General features: G+C 49.5%; 13 protein-coding genes. 7 read left to right on the top strand and 6 right to left on the bottom strand.

Annotated elements, in window-relative coordinates; genetic code table 11:
• Nucleotides 1-351 precede the first annotated feature (351 nt).
• A complete protein-coding gene (locus tag AC50Y5_RS02520) occupies nucleotides 352-654 on the bottom strand; it encodes a hypothetical protein (protein WP_494858244.1) in 303 nt (100 codons plus the stop codon).
• A gap of 332 nt (nucleotides 655-986) precedes the next feature.
• Here AC50Y5_RS02520 and AC50Y5_RS02515 point away from each other — a divergent pair, with 332 nt between their 5' ends.
• On the top strand, nucleotides 987-1,472 hold the full coding sequence (locus tag AC50Y5_RS02515) for a C40 family peptidase (RefSeq protein WP_056029637.1): 486 nt from the start codon (nucleotides 987-989) through the stop codon (nucleotides 1,470-1,472).
• A 198-nt stretch (nucleotides 1,473-1,670) separates the two neighbouring features.
• Here the strand turns inward: AC50Y5_RS02515 and AC50Y5_RS02510 are convergent, their stop codons facing one another.
• Complete coding sequence (locus tag AC50Y5_RS02510; RefSeq protein WP_494858242.1) at nucleotides 1,671-2,600, bottom strand: manganese-dependent inorganic pyrophosphatase; 930 nt, start codon at nucleotides 2,598-2,600, stop codon at nucleotides 1,671-1,673.
• A gap of 236 nt (nucleotides 2,601-2,836) precedes the next feature.
• Here AC50Y5_RS02510 and AC50Y5_RS02505 point away from each other — a divergent pair, with 236 nt between their 5' ends.
• On the top strand, nucleotides 2,837-3,613 hold the full coding sequence (locus AC50Y5_RS02505) for a Cof-type HAD-IIB family hydrolase (protein WP_494858240.1): 777 nt from the start codon (nucleotides 2,837-2,839) through the stop codon (nucleotides 3,611-3,613).
• A 181-nt stretch (nucleotides 3,614-3,794) separates the two neighbouring features.
• Here AC50Y5_RS02505 and AC50Y5_RS02500 read toward each other — a convergent pair whose 3' ends face one another.
• The gene (locus tag AC50Y5_RS02500) at nucleotides 3,795-3,959 is read right to left on the bottom strand and encodes a hypothetical protein (protein WP_155972754.1); all 165 of its coding nucleotides are present in this window, start codon (nucleotides 3,957-3,959) and stop codon (nucleotides 3,795-3,797) included.
• A gap of 278 nt (nucleotides 3,960-4,237) precedes the next feature.
• On the opposite strand from AC50Y5_RS02500, the gene AC50Y5_RS02495 reads away from it, so the two are divergent.
• Complete coding sequence (locus AC50Y5_RS02495) at nucleotides 4,238-5,101, top strand: VOC family protein (RefSeq protein ID WP_494858238.1); 864 nt, start codon at nucleotides 4,238-4,240, stop codon at nucleotides 5,099-5,101.
• Between the two features lie 119 nt (nucleotides 5,102-5,220).
• On the opposite strand, the gene AC50Y5_RS02490 is transcribed toward AC50Y5_RS02495, so the two are convergent.
• Entirely contained in the window at nucleotides 5,221-7,695 is a 2,475-nt protein-coding gene (locus AC50Y5_RS02490; protein ID WP_494858236.1) for a glycosyltransferase family 39 protein, read from the bottom strand.
• A 263-nt stretch (nucleotides 7,696-7,958) separates the two neighbouring features.
• Nucleotides 7,959-11,735: an S-layer homology domain-containing protein gene (locus AC50Y5_RS02485; RefSeq protein ID WP_494858785.1), complete on the bottom strand. Its 3,777-nt coding sequence runs from the start codon at nucleotides 11,733-11,735 to the stop codon at nucleotides 7,959-7,961.
• 186 nt (nucleotides 11,736-11,921) lie between these two features.
• Here AC50Y5_RS02485 and AC50Y5_RS02480 point away from each other — a divergent pair, with 186 nt between their 5' ends.
• Together AC50Y5_RS02480 and AC50Y5_RS02475 are read left to right on the top strand one after the other, a co-directional pair.
• Nucleotides 11,922-12,605 carry a response regulator transcription factor gene (locus AC50Y5_RS02480; protein WP_056029652.1) on the top strand — a complete coding sequence of 228 codons (684 nt, stop codon included), beginning with the start codon at nucleotides 11,922-11,924 and terminating at the stop codon, nucleotides 12,603-12,605.
• On the top strand, nucleotides 12,602-14,134 hold the full coding sequence (locus tag AC50Y5_RS02475) for a sensor histidine kinase (RefSeq protein WP_494858233.1): 1,533 nt from the start codon (nucleotides 12,602-12,604) through the stop codon (nucleotides 14,132-14,134). The genes AC50Y5_RS02480 and AC50Y5_RS02475 overlap by 4 nt, the downstream gene beginning before the upstream one ends.
• Nucleotides 14,135-14,185: 51 nt before the next feature.
• Here AC50Y5_RS02475 and AC50Y5_RS02470 read toward each other — a convergent pair whose 3' ends face one another.
• Nucleotides 14,186-15,451 carry a purple acid phosphatase family protein gene (locus tag AC50Y5_RS02470; RefSeq protein WP_494858231.1) on the bottom strand — a complete coding sequence of 422 codons (1,266 nt, stop codon included), beginning with the start codon at nucleotides 15,449-15,451 and terminating at the stop codon, nucleotides 14,186-14,188.
• A gap of 211 nt (nucleotides 15,452-15,662) precedes the next feature.
• On the opposite strand from AC50Y5_RS02470, the gene AC50Y5_RS02465 reads away from it, so the two are divergent.
• Together AC50Y5_RS02465 and AC50Y5_RS02460 are read left to right on the top strand one after the other, a co-directional pair.
• Nucleotides 15,663-16,376 (top strand): polyphosphate polymerase domain-containing protein, encoded by a 714-nt coding sequence (locus AC50Y5_RS02465; RefSeq protein WP_494858229.1) that lies wholly within the window; start codon nucleotides 15,663-15,665, stop codon nucleotides 16,374-16,376.
• Between the two features lie 3 nt (nucleotides 16,377-16,379).
• Nucleotides 16,380-17,108 carry a DUF4956 domain-containing protein gene (locus AC50Y5_RS02460; RefSeq protein WP_494858227.1) on the top strand — a complete coding sequence of 243 codons (729 nt, stop codon included), beginning with the start codon at nucleotides 16,380-16,382 and terminating at the stop codon, nucleotides 17,106-17,108.
• The last annotated feature ends 16 nt before the right edge of the window (nucleotides 17,109-17,124 follow it).

Raw genomic sequence — 17,124 nt, 5'->3', positions numbered from 1 at the left:
TCTTTGCCCTTTCATGTAGGCTACCAATTATTTTCCCATTAATTATTTTCCTTATGATTATCTTATAACTAAAATAATAGGCAACCTAATTATAAAGCGCTCATTAAATGGCTGTCAATAACCCATTTTCAAGCTTCTAGAGTTTGTAGGCAAAACAGAGTTTGCCTCCAGCTTGCTTAGCGTTTATTCGCGGCCAATCTCATCAGACAATTCAAGATTTGAGAACCTTACCGTTCGTTCGATTGTTGCTGATATCGCTCGGCTTGGGTGCCTACTCCTTGTTTGGAGGACTGAGATTCCGCTATTCTAGCTTTTAATGCGATATTCAGGCGTAAGCGGACAGGAGATCCGCTATCGCCCTTCATATCGCTTCAAAATGGGTGTGGAGAGCGCATTAGCTGCTTCTGAGTCCGCTGCCTGTCTCATAACCGGTATTTCTATTGAAATAGCGGCTCCTGTGTCCACCAAGTCAATTGTTTTTTTATAAATGAAATCCAAAACGGAGAGTATGAAGCGGTTTTGGGTTTTGGGTTTTGGGTTTTGGCTTTTGGCTTTTGGCTTTTGGCTTTTGGCTTTTGGCTTTTGGGTTTGGACTTTGGGTTTTGCCTTTTGGCTTTTACGTTTTTGCTCTTCGTGTTTTCTTATCTTTGCCATTCGGGTTTAGGGTTTGAAATTTTAAGTGGGGGGTGGGGAAGCGGAGCGTTCGCTTTTAGCGTTGGATTTCTACCTATAGGGTGGAAATAACTGCATAGAAATCCAAGGCTAATGGCGATCGAGCCCCAACCCCATCACGCAGCGCAGCGCCCCATACACCCCCCATTTACGTTTCAAACATAAATGAATAAATTCTCATTAACTTCTCATAAACACCAAACAACATGATTTCCCCTTCCTTTGCGCTCTCATCATGAGAAAAGGCTCATTTTTCGGTGTGGTATAGTGTTTTTAGCCAAAACGAATCGTACAACGAAAGGAATCACACCATAATGATTAAGAGAAACTTTTTTCGCTCCGTCATCAAATTGAGCTTATGCGCAAGTATTGGTTTGACAGCCTTCACCTTCGCTTCCGGCAACCAGGCACATGCCGCAACTGAAACTTCCCTACAATTAATCGACTCCGGCAAGGAGTTTATCGGAACCCCCTATAAATATGGAGCCCCAGCAGGCATTACATACGCTTTTGACTGCTCTTCCTTTACCCAATACATATTCGATGCCATGGGCGTTTCGCTGCCACGCAGCAGCTCCTCCCAAGCATCCATTGGAGCCAAAGTGACTAAGGAAAACCTTAGTGTAGGCGATCTTGTTTTCTTTAATACGAGCGGCAGAGGCATTAGCCATGTAGCTATCTATGCGGGAAATAACAAAATTTTGCACAGCGCCACGAGCACGGGCGTGACGATCAGCAGCCTTGGCGAGTCATACTGGCATAAGCGCTACGTGACAGCACGACGCGTATTGAAATCCTAGGCCCAACCTTTCAACACGTTACAACGCAGCTATAGCATTCTACAATTGAACTCCTATATAAGCAAAAACGTCCTGAACGCTAATTCGTTCAGGACGTTTTTGCTTATCCTTGTATTTCTAATGCTCCTCCAAATAAAAAAAGGCCGCCCCTTCTCCAGCATCAGGCTGATTCAGAGGGCGGCCATGCGTCATTCACACTTATTTGCTAAGCGTTTCTGTCAATACAGGAACGATTTGCGATTTGCGGGATACTACGCCCTTCAGAACGGCTTTGTTGTCAGCCAGCGTTACATTGTAGGCTTTCTCAACTGCGCCTGCTGCGCTGCCGATAGCAAGCGCTACGGAATCACTGTTCAAAATGTCAGTTACGACGAATAGGAACAGGTCCAAGCCTTTTTCCGAAATAATAGCGTTAATCGCTGTTTCCAGATCCGCTTGGCGAACCAGTACATCGTTTGTGTCAACCGCATTAACTTGCGCGATTTCTACTTTGCTGCTGCCCATTTGGAATTCTTTCGCATCCAGCGAAAGCAGCTGAGCGATCGATTTGTCGCGCACGTCTGCTCCTGCTTTCAGCATTTCCAGACCGTATGCATCTGTATCAACCCCAGCGATAGCAGCAAGCTCCTTAGCAGCCGCTACATCTTGCTCGGTGCAAGTTGGCGATTTGAACAGCAAGGAGTCGGAAATGATTGCGGACAGCATTAGACCTGCGATTTGCGGCTCGATAGCTACGCCGTTTTCTTTGTACAATTTATTCAAAATCGTAGCTGTGCAGCCTACAGGCTCAGCGCGATAGTATAGCGGGTGGCTTGTCTCAAAATTCGCAATACGGTGGTGGTCGATAACTTCCAGCACGCGAACTTGGTCGATATCTGCTGCGCTTTGCTGACGCTCATTGTGGTCAACAAGAATAACGGTCTCTACTTCATTGGCTACCGTTTCTACAAGACGCGGCGCCTCAGCCTTGAAATGAGTCAGCGCGTATTGCGTTTCTCCGCTAATTTCACCCAAACGAACCGCTTCAACCTCAAAGCCCAGCTTAGCCTTCAAATCAGCATATGCGATCGCAGAACAGATTGTATCCGTATCCGGATTTTTATGCCCGAAAATAAATGTTTTTGCCATTTTACTGTCTCCTTAGTTCTTGTATTTGGGATTGCGGCAGTCCGCATTTCCCAATAAGTTTTTCACACATTTGATTATATAATATAATGAAGTATATACCTATGCCCTTACAGAGATTTTTGCAAACAATCCTCAAATAAGCTTGCTTAAAGACAGAAGCGAATGGTATAAGGGGTATAGAACATTTGGCTGCCGAGTTACAACATCAACTAGACAGAACAGGAGACCTACAAAAGATGAGTTATAAAATTGCTTTTTTTGATATTGATGGCACATTATTAGATGAAGAAAAACAAATTCCCCAAGATACGATTGATGCGATTCGTGAAATTCAGGAGCAGGGCGTCGAGGCTGTCATTGCAACGGGACGCGCGCCTTATTTTTTCAAGGATATTGCAGAGAAGCTTGCGATTAACTCCTTCGTCAGCCTGAACGGCGCTTACGTCGTGTACAATGGCGTTCCCGTATACCACAATCCCATTCCTCGCACAGATGTCAAGGCGCTTGTTGAGCATGCCGGACTTCATAACCATTCCCTCGTCTTTGAAGGCCATGACGCATTTTTCTCCAACGCTGAAGCGCATCCGCAGGTGTTCGATTCCGTGACATCACTGCGCGTGGCGCAGCCGGGCTTCGATCCAAGCTATTGGGAAAAAGCGGACATTTATCAAATTTTTCTTCACTGCGAGCCGCAGGATGAGCATCTGTATACAGACGTCATCCCAGGCTTGCGCTATATTCGCTGGCATCCGTTCGCGATGGACGTGCTTACGAATGATGGCTCCAAGGCGCTTGGCATTGCCGCGCTGCTGGAGCATTTGGGACTGACGACGCAGGAAGCACTTGCCTTCGGTGACGGACTAAATGACAAGGAAATGCTCGAAACTGTCGGACTAGGCATCGCCATGGGCAACTCCCATCCGGAGCTGCTGCCCTTCGCTGATTACGTAACGACTCATGTGAGTGAAAATGGCATTCGGGGTGGCTTGCGTCACGCCGGCTTGTTGAAGTAATATCGCCAATCTAGACATTTCATTAAAAAATAAAGAGGTACAGCTAACGGTTCGAAGCGTTAGCTGTACCTCTTTTAATATATTTGGAATTAGCTGCCGTTTACGTTCAGCCAATCACTTTCCTAATGTTAGACATGCTCACGCAGGTCAGCCTGACAAAACGTACTGGCCTTTTTTCCGCTTATTGCTCTTCTGCTACGGTGCTTTGAAACAAAAATTGAATGAGCCACCACAAGGACAGCAGTACAATAACTGCCGATGAGGTTAAAGAAATCCATTTGAAAAACAAATACAAAAAAGGGTTGCTGGAACGTGTTCTTCTGTGATCCCCACCACTAAGGTTCATAATAAATTTCGCCTCCTGTATGCGTTTTATGAAGCTCTAATCCATGCCGTATTGCCATGCTTTCTTCCTCCTTCTAATCATTAAGGCCTCTTTGTTCAAGAGGCCTTATCACTACTCTAACATATATATGACATTAGAACCACAGTTCACCATCAATTAGTCAATAATACGTCATATTTGACATTGAGTTTCAAATTGACATTAAACTTGACAAAAGTTAGTTCATAAAATATAGTTAGTTACAATTAGTAATCAACTTATCACAGGAGGAATTGCACATGACCTACAGCATAAATGCTGATACTGTACTTGGGACAGTAAAGCTGTACATTAGCGATTTGAAACGTTCGCTGCCATTTTATCAAGAGGTTGTTGGCTTGCAGGTGCTTGAGCAGCGAGACAACGTTGCCCGCCTTACGGCTGACGGCGTCCATACACTTCTTGAGCTGGAAGAGATTCCAAATGCCATCGTCTCCGAACGCAGAACGACGACTGGCCTTTACCACTATGCCCTGCTGCTGCCTAATCGTGAAGCGCTCGGCGCAGCACTAGCCCGGCTAATCGCCTCCGGCATTCATATCGGTCAAGCCGATCACCTCGTCAGTGAAGCGCTGTATATCACGGACCCTGACAATAATGGCATTGAAATTTATGCAGACAGACCACGCTCAGAGTGGAAAAAAGAAGACAATGGCGATTACGTTATGGCTAGCAACCCCGTCGATTGGGACGGACTTCTTGCCGCTGCCGATCCGGCTGCCGCTACGCTACTGCCGCCCAGCACAATCATCGGGCATATTCATCTGCATATTAATGGCATTCCGGCTGCCCGCGCCTTTTACAATGGGCTGCTCGGCTTTGATATCGTAGGCGACTACACCGATTTCAAAGCGTTGTTCGTCTCAGCCGGAGGCTACCACCATCATATCGGGCTTAACATTTGGGCCGGCATTGGCGCCCCTGCACCAGCCGCCAATACTACTGGGCTGGACTACTTCACCATCGTCTATCCAAATCAAGCGGAAAGGGATACAGCTATAAGCAGGCTGCGTGAGGCGGGAGCAGCACTTGACGAGTCAGACGGCATTATTTTTGCAACCGATCCTTCCAGCATTCGGATTAAGCTTGCAGTGGCGGAATAATAGGCCAGCAAGCAGCAGCTATAGCAAAAGCCACGCAAAACCACTGGCATGTGGTATTGCGTGGCTTTTATGCTTTTTCAACTGGAGCAGTTGGCTCCATTTCAATATAAGAGCCATACTTATTCGCTGTCGCTCAAAAGTGCAGCTTCCGGCGTTACCTCATAAATCGTTATATTGCTGCCGCCTCCGCCAAAGCCGCGGAAGCTGTTGTCACTATTTCGATTCGTGAAAAATCCGTTACTACTTCCGCCAATTCCAGCGCTAGAATTACTGCTGTTGAAGCCACCACTATTATTGCTAGCTGTATCGCTGTTATTCACCGCATTCCCGCCTCCAGCTGTCGTCTGCCATTCGCTGGATTCAACCTGCTTGCCATGGGAAGTAATCCACTGCGTCAGCTCATTATTATTGCTGCCCCCGCGCCCGCCTTGCGAAACGAGAAAATATTTCAATTCCCCTGCGGCCACGAGCGCCTTCAGCCGGTCTACAGACAGAACGGGATCGGAGCCGGAATAACCGCCGAGTATAATGACATTTTCACCGGAATCGATAATATACGGCGCTGCGGTCGAATAGCTGTTCGTCGCAAACAGGTACCTCTCGCCTGTATTGTGCGCCTTCAAAAAAGCAAGCGCTGCTTCATTGAGCGGCTCATCGCGGGAAGAGGCATTCGTCTGATCAGGCCCTGCCTCCGGCAGCTGGCTGCTCTGCCCGTATACGATAGGCGTCGCCGCCCAGTAAGCCGGGCCAATGAACAGCACAAGCAGCCCGAGCAGCGCAATCAGGTTCACGGCTGGCTGCTGCCAAATTTTTTGGCGGCTCGCCGCATGCTTTCCGTTTTGAACGCCAGCATTCGCTGTCAAATATCCGCCATGCTCATACGGCAGCTTGCCGCCATACAGCTCGTTATCTGCGCCAGCATCTGCCCCTGCTTCTTCCCCTTCCGTGCCACCACTACTATGCCGTATTAATGACTTCGCCTGCTTCTGCTTCGCTATCCGCCAGCCAATGAGCAGCAAACTTGCTGCCATTCCGCCAACTAGCACGGCAAGCGACCACCCGCTGCCAATTGTCGCGTCAAATGGATGCATAATATACCATTCGAACCCCGCTGTTGCGGCAATACCGAGCGGCAGTAGCCAGCTTACCCAGCCCGCTTTGCTGCGATATTGTCTCCATAGCTCACTCCAGCCTGCTCCAAGCAGTGCGGCAATCGGGGGGCCCATCATAATTAAATAATATTGATGAAAAAAACCTGCGACGCTGAAAAAGGCCATAACCGGTACCAGCCACGCCAGCCAGAACAACGCCTCCTTATGCTTCATCGTCATATTCCGTCTGCGAATGCTAGCCAGCAAACCCACGCAGCCTACAAATACAAAAGGCAAAAACCAGCTTGCTTGACCGGACAGCTCGGCTTGGAATAATCGAAGCGGCCCTGCTGTTCCTGTTCCAAACATGCCGCCTGAGCCACCGCCGCCGCGACCACCCATGCCGTCCATTCCCCCACCTGGACCGCCGTTAAAACCGCCGGCTCCAGCATCTCCCCCGGCACCTCCTGGGAGCCCACCAGTCCCGCCGCCATTATTGTTATTGCTATCCGCGCCCTGGCTGCTTCCGCCACGGCGGCTGCCACCATCGACGCTCGCCCCCTGCCCATCCTGCTCTATAGCCGCAATGCTGCGGTTCCCGCCTGGCACATCGCCGCTGAACCAGCTATTTACAATATTCGTCTGGGCAAAATCTGTATTTCCAACCGCTGGAAGCTGCTGCTGCCCCATCATCGAGCCTGTACTGCCTCCGCGATTTCCAGTCAGCCTTAAAAGTCCGTTATACCCGAAAGCCAGCTCCAACACGGAGTTTGTCTGGCTGCTGCCCACATAGGGACGACTATCTGTGGAAATAGAATCAACTGCTACCGCCCAGGACAAGGAAATCACGAGCATAAGGGCGGTCGCTCCTGCCAGCAGGCTGATTTTTTTAAACCATTTGCCCTTCCACGCCATTAAAGCAAATAAATAAAACGCCGGAAGCACCATGTAGGCTTCCATCATTTTCATATTAAATCCAACACCTATGACGGCAAAAGCGCCTATCAGCCAAATCGCCTTGCCCTGCTTCGTTCCACGGAATAACAGCCATACGGCAAGCAGCAGCGTAAAAACGAGCATGCTATCGATATTATTCGTCCGGCTCACGGCAACCGCAACCGGCATCGTTGCCATCGCTGCTGCTCCGATCCGTGCTGCCGCAAGGCCAAAGGACGGTTTGAGCAGCACATACAGCAAAATCGTCGAGCCAATACCTGCTAACGCTTGGGGCAAAATCACGCTCCAGCCATGCAGACCCAGCACATAGGCAAAAGCCGTCTGCACCCAGAACGTGACCGGCGGCTTGTCAACGGTTACGAAGCCTCCAGAATCTACGGTTGCAAAGAAAAAATTGTGGAAGCTTTGCAGCATACTTGCGACCGTAGTCGTGTAATACGTATTGACATGGTCATCTGTCCAGATTAAAAATCCATTCAAAAATGCCGATACGAGGATACATACCATTAATATTGCATCCATGCGCTGTTTTTTTATTACTGCCATGGCTCAGCCGCCCTTTCGCTTCCGTCTCTTGCTTCACTATGAGAGATTGTGCGCCTTTTCCCTGAAAATCGAATGAAGCAAAGCTGAAATTGAGCTTAAAAAACAGAAACGATACAAATGGAGCAATAAAAGTAAGGCTGAGGTCCAGCGAAAAAAGGTTATAGTCGTTCGCCCTGAGTGGAATGCCAATGTTCAAACAAAGAAGACTCAAGAACCACCGCCAGTGGAGCTTGAGTCTTCTTTATTGAAAAATAACGATTTATCTAGATTAAATCCGATTTGCTCAACAGCTTCTGAACGAGAACGGCCACTTCAGCTCGGGTAATAAATGCACCTGGAGCAAGTTCATTCCCCTTTCGTCCTGTTACTAATCCATAGCTCAAGCTTTCGATAATGCCTTCCTTGGCCCAGCTCGATACCGCACCATTGTCGGTGAAAGCATCCAGCGCTTGCCCTGCAGCTGGTGATGTTTTCTCCTTCAATTTCGTTAGCAGCATTGCTCGGGCTAGGAGGGTCATCGCTTGCTCACGCGTCATTTTATCGTTCGGACGCATCGTCCCATCCCCGAAGCCACTGATTAAGCGATATTGGGATGCTGTGCCCAAATCTCCCGCGAACCAGCTGTTCGGAGCAACATCGACGAAGCTCGTCCCCTGCATTTTGGGCTGCAAGCCCAGAGCACGGATCAGAATCGCCGCGAACTCCGCTCGGGTTACCTCTTGATTGGGATTAAACATGCCGTTCGCGTCCCCTTTAACGATCAGGCGCGAGCCCATATCGTTAACCGCTTGTTTTGCCCAGTGTCCCTCTACATCCTTGAACGCGAGCGGGTGCCAGATTAAGGAATAGACACTGTTCGTCAAGCTGCTCACCTTAGCATAAGAAACTCCATCGCGTAACACTATTTTCGTTGGGACGTGGCGCAGCGTTCCGTCCGTTTCAATTACAACCCCAGTCGTCATTTTGCTCGTATCCACACCTGCAGGAATTGCAATACTGCGTTCTACGTAAGCATCGAACTCACTCACATTGATGCTCTCGTTCAAATATATGGCTCTTACACTAAAGTCCAGCTGTGGAACGACAAAGGCTATCTTTGCTCCAGCAGACTCATCGTGAGTCCACTTAAGCGGCTCTTTGGGCACAGCAATTTCGATCTGAAAGCGAATATCCTGCAAGGCAATCGACTTGCCAAATTGATCTGCAATGGCTCCGATATCGATCTGCAGCGCTGGTAAACGATAAATTGCTTTATCCGTTTGCAGCTCCAGAACCGCCTGCCTCGATTCCATTTCATGAATAATTTGCCCATTAAGCTCTGCGATAATAACATCGGAATTGGCTTTCGACTGTATCGTTACGACCGCCGAATGAGCCTCTGCTGCAAGCAGGCTTTCCAGCTTTTTCTGATCAACGGTAATCGTTGTTACGCTCTGGGAATCAACTTTCGTTACTTTAGCCGATCCCAAGTTCTGCGATTTACCATTAATAAGAACGAAACTGTCAGATGGGCCGGCTTCCGGCGCCGTTGAAGGTGCCGGCTGCGACGGCGTGCTTCCTCCGCCGTTGTTATTGGGAGGACTTACCGGTGTTACAGCAACGGACGCAGTAGAAGCCGCGCTATTGCCCACTTCATTAATCGCGATTACGGTAAAGGTGTACGCTGTGTCATTTGTTAAGCCTGTAACCTTAATGGGGCTGCCCGTACCGCTCGCTGTCACTCCCCCTGGATTAGACGTTACCGTGTAGCCCGTAATAGTGCTGCCTCCATCGCTGGCAGGCGGAATGAAACTTACCGTCGCTTCTCCATTGCCTGCCGTCGCTGTCACACCGGTCGGTTCGTCCGGATGTGTCATTGGCGTAACGGCATTCGTTGCCGCCGAGGAAGGTGAATCTCCGCTTCTATTCGATGCAATAACGGTAAACGTGTAGGATTGACCATTCGTCAAACCGGTCATTTTGATTGGACTATCCGTGCCGGTCGCTATCAGGCCTCCTGGATTAGCCGTTACCGTGTAGCCCGTAATTTCGCCGCCCCTATCATTGGCAGGCATAGTGAAGCTTATCGTCGCTTCTCCGTTGCCTGCGGTTGCTGCAACGCTAATAGGAGCGCTCGGAGCAGCATAATCCCATTTTTGAATACGATGATTGCCGAAATCAGCCACATATATAATTTCATTGTGGTAAACTGCCACACCGGTCGGACTGCTAAACTCGCCAAGACCGCTTCCTTCCCCGCCCCCGCTCTTTGACCACTCAATCCACATTCCATCCGCTATATTCAGCTTCTGAATGCGATGATTGCCCAAGTCCGCAACGTAAATATCCCCATTAATGTCTACCGTCAATCCGTATGGCTCGTTGAACTCGCCCAAGCCGCTTCCTTCTCCGTTGCCGATTTCCTCCCATTCGCCTTTGGAGATGTCCAGCTTTTGAATGCGATGGTTATCTGTATCGGCTACGTAAATATTGTTGCTGCTGTCTACCGCAACACCAGTCGGATAATTAAACTCGCCTATCTCGCTTCTTCCGTTTCCTCCGCCTACAGTCTTCCATGTTCCGGTTGAAGCCTCCAGCATTTGAATGCGAAAGTTGTTCGTATCAGCGACATAGACGTTACCCTCACTGTCTACTGCAACGCTGGAAGGGTATGCAAATTCCCCAGAGCCACTTCCTTGGCCGCCTCCTGCTTTTCCCCATGCCCCCCACGTTCCCGTACCTTCATCCAGCTTCTCTATCCGGTGATTGTTACGATCAGCGACATAAACGTTTCCATTGCCATCAACAGCTACGCCAGTCGGATTTTCAAACTCGCCCAGGCCGGTACCCGAGCTTCCGTCTATTTTCCCCCACGCGCTCCAGCTGCCCGTAATCGCATCGAGTTTCTGAATGCGATGGTTTTCATAATCGGCCGCGTACACATCGCCTTCATCATCTATCGCGATTCCTGTTACACCATCAAATTCGCCGAGGCCATCGCCTGCAATCGCCCCCATATAACCCCAGTTGCTCCAAGAGTCCGCCAGCCTATCCAGCTTCTGAATCCGGTGATTTTCGCTATCGGCTACATACACATCGCCGCTTTCGTCTACCGCTACGCCGAATGGACTCCTAAACTCGCCTAACTGGCTTCCCAAGCCTCCGCCGCTCTTCTTCCACTCGCTCCACGAATTTGTAGAAACATCAAGCTTCTGAATCCGATGATTTCCCGTATCGGCTACGTAAATATTCCCGCTATGATCAAGGGTGACATCGGACAAATTTTTAAACTGGCCCAGACTGCTCCCAAGCGTGCCGCCGATCAGCTTCCACTCGCCCGATGACACCGTCGAGAAATCCAGCTTCTGGATGCGGTTGTTGCGAGAGTCGGCTACATAGACATTACCACCCTCGTCTACCGCGACGCCTCTAGGAAAATTAAACTCTCCCAGGCTAGTTCCCGAGCCTCCGCCGCTCCTCTTCCACTCGCTCCACGTATTCGTAGAAACATCCAGCTTCTGGATGCGATGGTTGTCGGTATCGGCTACATACACGTTCCCGTTAAGGTCAACGTCTACGCCTCTAGGCGATTTAAATTCCCCTAAACCGCTTCCTGAGCTTCCGCCAGCCTTCGACCATGCGCTCCACGTATTCGTAGCAGCATCCAGCTTCTGGATGCGATGGTTGCCCATATCCGCTATATATACATTTCCACTGCCATCTACTGCAACGCCTGACGGGTTTTTAAACTCTCCTAGTCCGCTTCCCGAGCCACCGCCGCTTTTCTTCCACTCGCTCCATTCCCCCGTAGAAACATCCAGCTTCTGGATGCGATGGTTGTTGGAATCGGCTACGTATACGCTATTGCTGCCGTATACCGAAACGCTAACGGGTAGATCAAAAGAACCTAGCTGGTCATTCATCGTTATACCAAGCTTCGCATACTGACTCCACGTTTCGGCTTGCGCTGAAACTCCTGATACAGGAAGCACAACCATTGAGATGATTACGCTCCATACCCATAATTTTCTTAAAAAATGCTTGACATATCCCCTATTCATCACTATTGATCGTCTCCTTCGACTCTAATCGACTACATTCTACAAAAACCCACTTAACAAACACTTAAAAGACCGCTCTAACCGCAGGGCTGTCCTAGGTTTGAACAAGATTTGCAAACATGGTAGACTTTTTCATGAGATCGCCCGTGTTGAGAAGCAACCGTTTGCAAAACTGGAGATGATAAAATGTCGGTAAAAGGAATTAAGCTGCTGCTTGTTGATGACGAGCCGCATATCGTGCAGTTTTTGGAGCTTGGCTTGCTGAATGAAGGCGCGGATGTTCGAACAGCCAGCAATGGCGAGGAAGCGATTATGGTCGCTAGCGACTTTAGGCCCCATGTAGTCATTTTGGATGTGATGATGCCGGGCATGAACGGCTTTGAGGTTTGCCAGGCGCTTAAAGCAACGGGCGATAATATCGCCATTATTATGCTGACTGCCAAAGATGAAACGCAGGATCGCGTGAAAGGGCTGCGCATTGGTGCTGACGATTATGTCATTAAGCCATTCAGCTTTGAGGAATTGCTTGCCCGCATTCAAGCAAGGCTACGCAATCAATTTCCGAATTTGCTCGGGGAAGTCGTATACGGCCCGTTCCGCATCGACGATTTGCGCAAGGAGCTATCCTACATGGATCAAGTGCTGGAGCTGTCGCCTACCGAATATGAGCTGCTGAAATTTATTGTAATGAACAACGGCATTGTGCTGAGCAAGGCGCTTATTTTGGACAAAGTATGGGGCTATCATTTTGGCGGCGAGGAAAATATCGTTGAGGTGTACATTCGTTCGCTGCGCGAGAAGCTGCAGGACAAGGAGCACCGGCTTATTCGCACGCTGCGCGGCTCTGGCTATCGCATGGATTTGCCATGACGGACCGCAAAGCTCCGCTGCTGCTTCGCCTACTAAAGCCCGAATCGCTGCGCTATCAGCTGCTTAGCCGTTCGCTGTTCGTACTGGCAGGGCTGCTTCTGTTAATTGGAACGCTGCAATATGTTTTAATGAAGGACTTTATATATAATAATCGAGCCGAGGCTTTGGAAGCGCAAATTCAGGCGATGCCTCCCCAGTGGCATTCAGACGGCAAACCCGTTTACCCGAAAAAATCACCCAATATCGGCGAGATGGCATCGGATGATTCCACATTTTCACCGCCGCCTTCGCAGGAAGGCCCAAGCAATATGCCTACGATTACTCAACCAGGCCTATCACTTGCCTATGTGAGCAGCACAGGTGAACGAACGATATTAACAACTAGCAGTGAAACGTGGACACCAGAGCTAAGCAAAGCGGAATACATGAAAATTTTTGAGGATTTGAAAAAGCATCGCGACGGCGGTTATCAGCTGCTCAGCAATAGCGAAGGCGCCCAGCAGCTTGTCGTCTTTCGGCTTGCCGGACCGCCGAATTCGCCAGATGGACTCATTCAAGCAGGCAACGACACCGATTTGCTGCAAACGGTGCTTGCATCGCAGCTAGCTATTTTCGCCGGGCTGTCTATTGTTGCCTTGGCCGGTGGCTTATCGCTTTACTTGCCACTGCTGCGCAAGACGCTCGCACCGCTGTCGCGCATCGTGAAGGCCGCACAGCGCACCGATGCCATTAATCTCACCGAGCGATTGCCCATATCGCAAGGACAGCAGGAAATCGATCTGCTTTCCGAAGCGTTCAACGGCATGCTCGGTCGGCTGGAAAGCTCCTTCGAGACGGAGCGGCAGACGACGGAGAGGATGCGGCGCTTTGTTGCTGACGCTTCGCACGAGCTGCGGACGCCGCTCACTTCCATCCATGGGTTTCTGGAGGTGCTGCTGCGCGGAGCCGCTTCAAATCCGGAGCAGCTGCACCGCGCCTTAACGAGCATGAAGCTTGAATCGACGCGCATCAACAAGCTCGTAGAAGATTTACTGCTGCTAGCCAAGCTTGATCAGACGCCAGAGCTCGTTAAGGTCGATACGAACCTTGGCAATCTCATTCATGAGCTGGAGCCGCAGCTGCATATTTTGGGCGGCCAGCGTGAGGTGCGGATTGACGCTGCTGTGAGCCTAAGCGGGTGCTACAATCCCGATCAGCTCAAGCAGGTGGTGCTCAATTTATTTTTAAATGCAGTCCAGCATACCGACGCCAATCAAGGCAAAATATCGCTTAAGCTCGCAAAAGCCGGAGCCTATGCCGCCATCTCCATTACCGATAACGGAGCGGGCATTAAGCCGGAGCATCTCCCCCATTTGTTCGAGCGTTTTTATCGCAGTGAATTTTCCCGCACCCGCCTAAGCGGCGGAGCAGGCCTCGGGCTTTCAATTACGCAGTCCATCGTTGAAGCGCATGGCGGAACGATTGAGGCGGCCAGCACCGTCGGCGAAGGCAGTACATTCACCGTCAAGCTGCCGTTAGCGGATGTATAAGCAAACAGGGTGCCCCACAAGGCCACAATCTGGCCGCGGGGACACCCTGTTTTATTTTTCACTTTGCAGCACGAACGCATCCAGCTTATTGCCATCCACATCATAAGCCTCATATGTCAGCTTATCTCCTTCGATCGTAATGCCGGCAAACATTTGCTTATTATTTTGAAAATGAACCTTATGATAAAATTGATCCTCTTTCATCTCATTAAATTTCTGGCCCGCTGCGTTAGTGACGACGTAGACGGTACCGCTTGACGTGCTGATGACACCATCTCCATCCCCTGTCACCTTGCCATCCTTCAGCGGATACGATCTTGCATATTCATGGTTATGCCCCTGAAGCACGAGATCAACCCCATATTTGTCAAACAGCTTAACCCAATCATCGATTTTCTCGTATTGATTACCGGCATAGGGGCCACGATGAACCGATACGATAATCCAGCGTTTGTCTGTAGCTGCCAAATCCTTCTCCAGCCACTTGGTCTGCTCCTTTTTGTTCGACTCCGTGTTCAGCATGATGAAGTGCGCCGAGCCGTAGTCGTATGAATACGTTGTACCTTCAATCGAGCCGTCCGCTCCATTGGCTGGCAAATTGAAATGAGCGACGAATTCGTCTGCGTTATTATCGACCTCGTCATGATTGCCTGTCACAGGCATAAGCGGAAAACGCGTAACCCACTGCTGCGCCTTGCCAAAAAAGTTTTGCCACGCGATTTCATCATCCGGATTTTCCGTCAAATCGCCGTTATGCACAATAAACTGCGCGCCAGGAAATGTGCTAAACGCCTGATCCAGCGTATTTCCCCACAGCTCGAAATCCTGCTCCGTCACCCCTTGAGAATCGGTCACATTTATAAAAGTAAATGGATCCGCAGCCTGCGCCTGCGTCATAAAATGGAACGCTTCGCTCCAGCCGCTCTCACTCCCGTCGCCCACACGGTACGTATAGGCTGTGCCCGGCGACAGCCCCGTAAGCTCCAGCTTATGCCCCCCTCTTACTGCGCCATTGCCTGTATCCAGCGTTGATGTCTTCCCCTCAAGACGACTGACCTGCGCCCCCTCGCCCTCGCCTGACAATTTTGCAGCATCCATTCCTTCAATCCATTCAATCACTGTTCCCGCTTGCGGATTATCCGTAAACCAGGTGAAAGCGCGGCTCGTTGCCGCATCCTCTTTAAAGGTTGTAACGATAGCATAAGGCTTCCCAGCCGCCTTCTCTGTTGTCCCAGCCGATTTCAGCCATTCTATTCCTGCAACGACAAGCAATAGTACAAGGCAAAGGGCCAAAATCCATATCCATTCTTTTTTCATCTTAATCTCCTTTCCCGTGAAGTTCATACCTGTGCTGCCTTTTACGATAACGCTCCCGCCTAAAGCAAGTCAAACTTTTCACCCGGCATTCAGCAATCTTTCAGCGGGCACTCATTTTCACATCAGCATCTGAATTTACAATAGCTTTACAAACAGCTTAGCGAAGACACCATAACAGCTAAACGATTGATAGAGAGAAGGAGGGAGTCATTTGCAGCAAAATTTAAAGTTCCGGCATGAGCTGAAATTTATCATCAACCAGCATCAATATTTCATCATCCGGCAGCGGCTAAAAAATATGATGCAGCAGGATGCCAATGTCGGCGATACGGGCGAATACCACATTCGAAGCTTGTACTTCGACGATGTGAACAATAAAGCGCTGCATGAGAAGCTGGGCGGCGTACGCGACCGAAGCAAATATCGGATTCGCATTTATAATACGCAGGACAAGGTCATCCATTTTGAGAAAAAAATCAAATTCAAGGATTACATCGCCAAAGTCAAGGAGCCGCTTACGCGGGCCATGTACGACCAGATGATGGCTGGCGACTATGAAGTGTTCAACCGGCCTGATAAGCCGCTGCTTATGGAAATTTACAATGAGATGAAGTACCGGCTGCTTCGCCCGAAGGTGATCGTCGATTATGTGCGCGAGCCTTATGTTTATGAAAATGGCAATGTACGGATTACGTTCGACAAGGATTTGCGAACGGGGCTGCATGCGCTGGACATTTTTGACCCGAATCTAGATCCCGTCATCGCTCTGGAAGATAACCGGATGATACTCGAAGTGAAATTCGATGAATACATGCCGGCTTATATTCAAACTGCGCTTCAGCTTGAAGGGCTGCACCGTACCTCGGCATCCAAATACGTGATCTGCCGCAAATATCTTAAATTCAACACTTGGGAGGATTTTTAAACGATGGAGACGACGACTACAGCAGCTGCCGCAACAACTACAACGACGGAAACGTCCACTTCTTTTGCCGATATTATTAAAAACTCGGTGATGAGCAACTTTACTTCCGATATTAGCATTTCGAAAATACTCATTACGCTGGGCGTAGCTTTTCTGATTGGTTTCTTCATCTATACGCTGTACAAACGGATTTTCAGCGGTGTGCTTTATTCCAAAAGCTTCAACGTCTCACTCATCGGCATGACGATGGTTACTGCTATGGTCATTATCGCGATTAACTCTAATCTGGTGCTCTCGCTCGGTATGGTCGGCGCATTATCCATCGTCCGCTTTAGAACGCCAATTAAAGATCCGACCGACCTGATCTTCCTGTTCTGGGCAGCTGTTGCCGGTATCGTATCGGGTGCGGGCTTCTATACGCTCGCTGTTATTGGCTCTGTCGTGGTCGGCCTTATTCTCTTCTTCTTTGTCAAAGGCGGCTCGGTTGAGCAGCCTTACCTGCTTGTCGTCAACTGCGACAATGAAACGACCGAGAAAGAAATTCACGGCCGTCTGAACAAACTCGTTAAACGTTACAATGTGAAGCAAAAAACCGTTACGCGCGGCAATGTGGAAATGACGATTGAAATTCGGCTTCGTGATCAGGAAGGCGCGTTTGTTAACCAGCTTTCCGAGCTATCAGGTGTCAAAAATGCCGTTTTGATCAGCTACAGCGGGGATTATGTATCATAATTATGAGGAGGTTTCC

Source organism: Paenibacillus sp. JT22N7, from assembly GCF_059383875.1.
The sequence above is the reverse complement of the archived record's forward strand: the minus strand, read 5'-3'. Positions and strand labels throughout refer to the sequence as shown.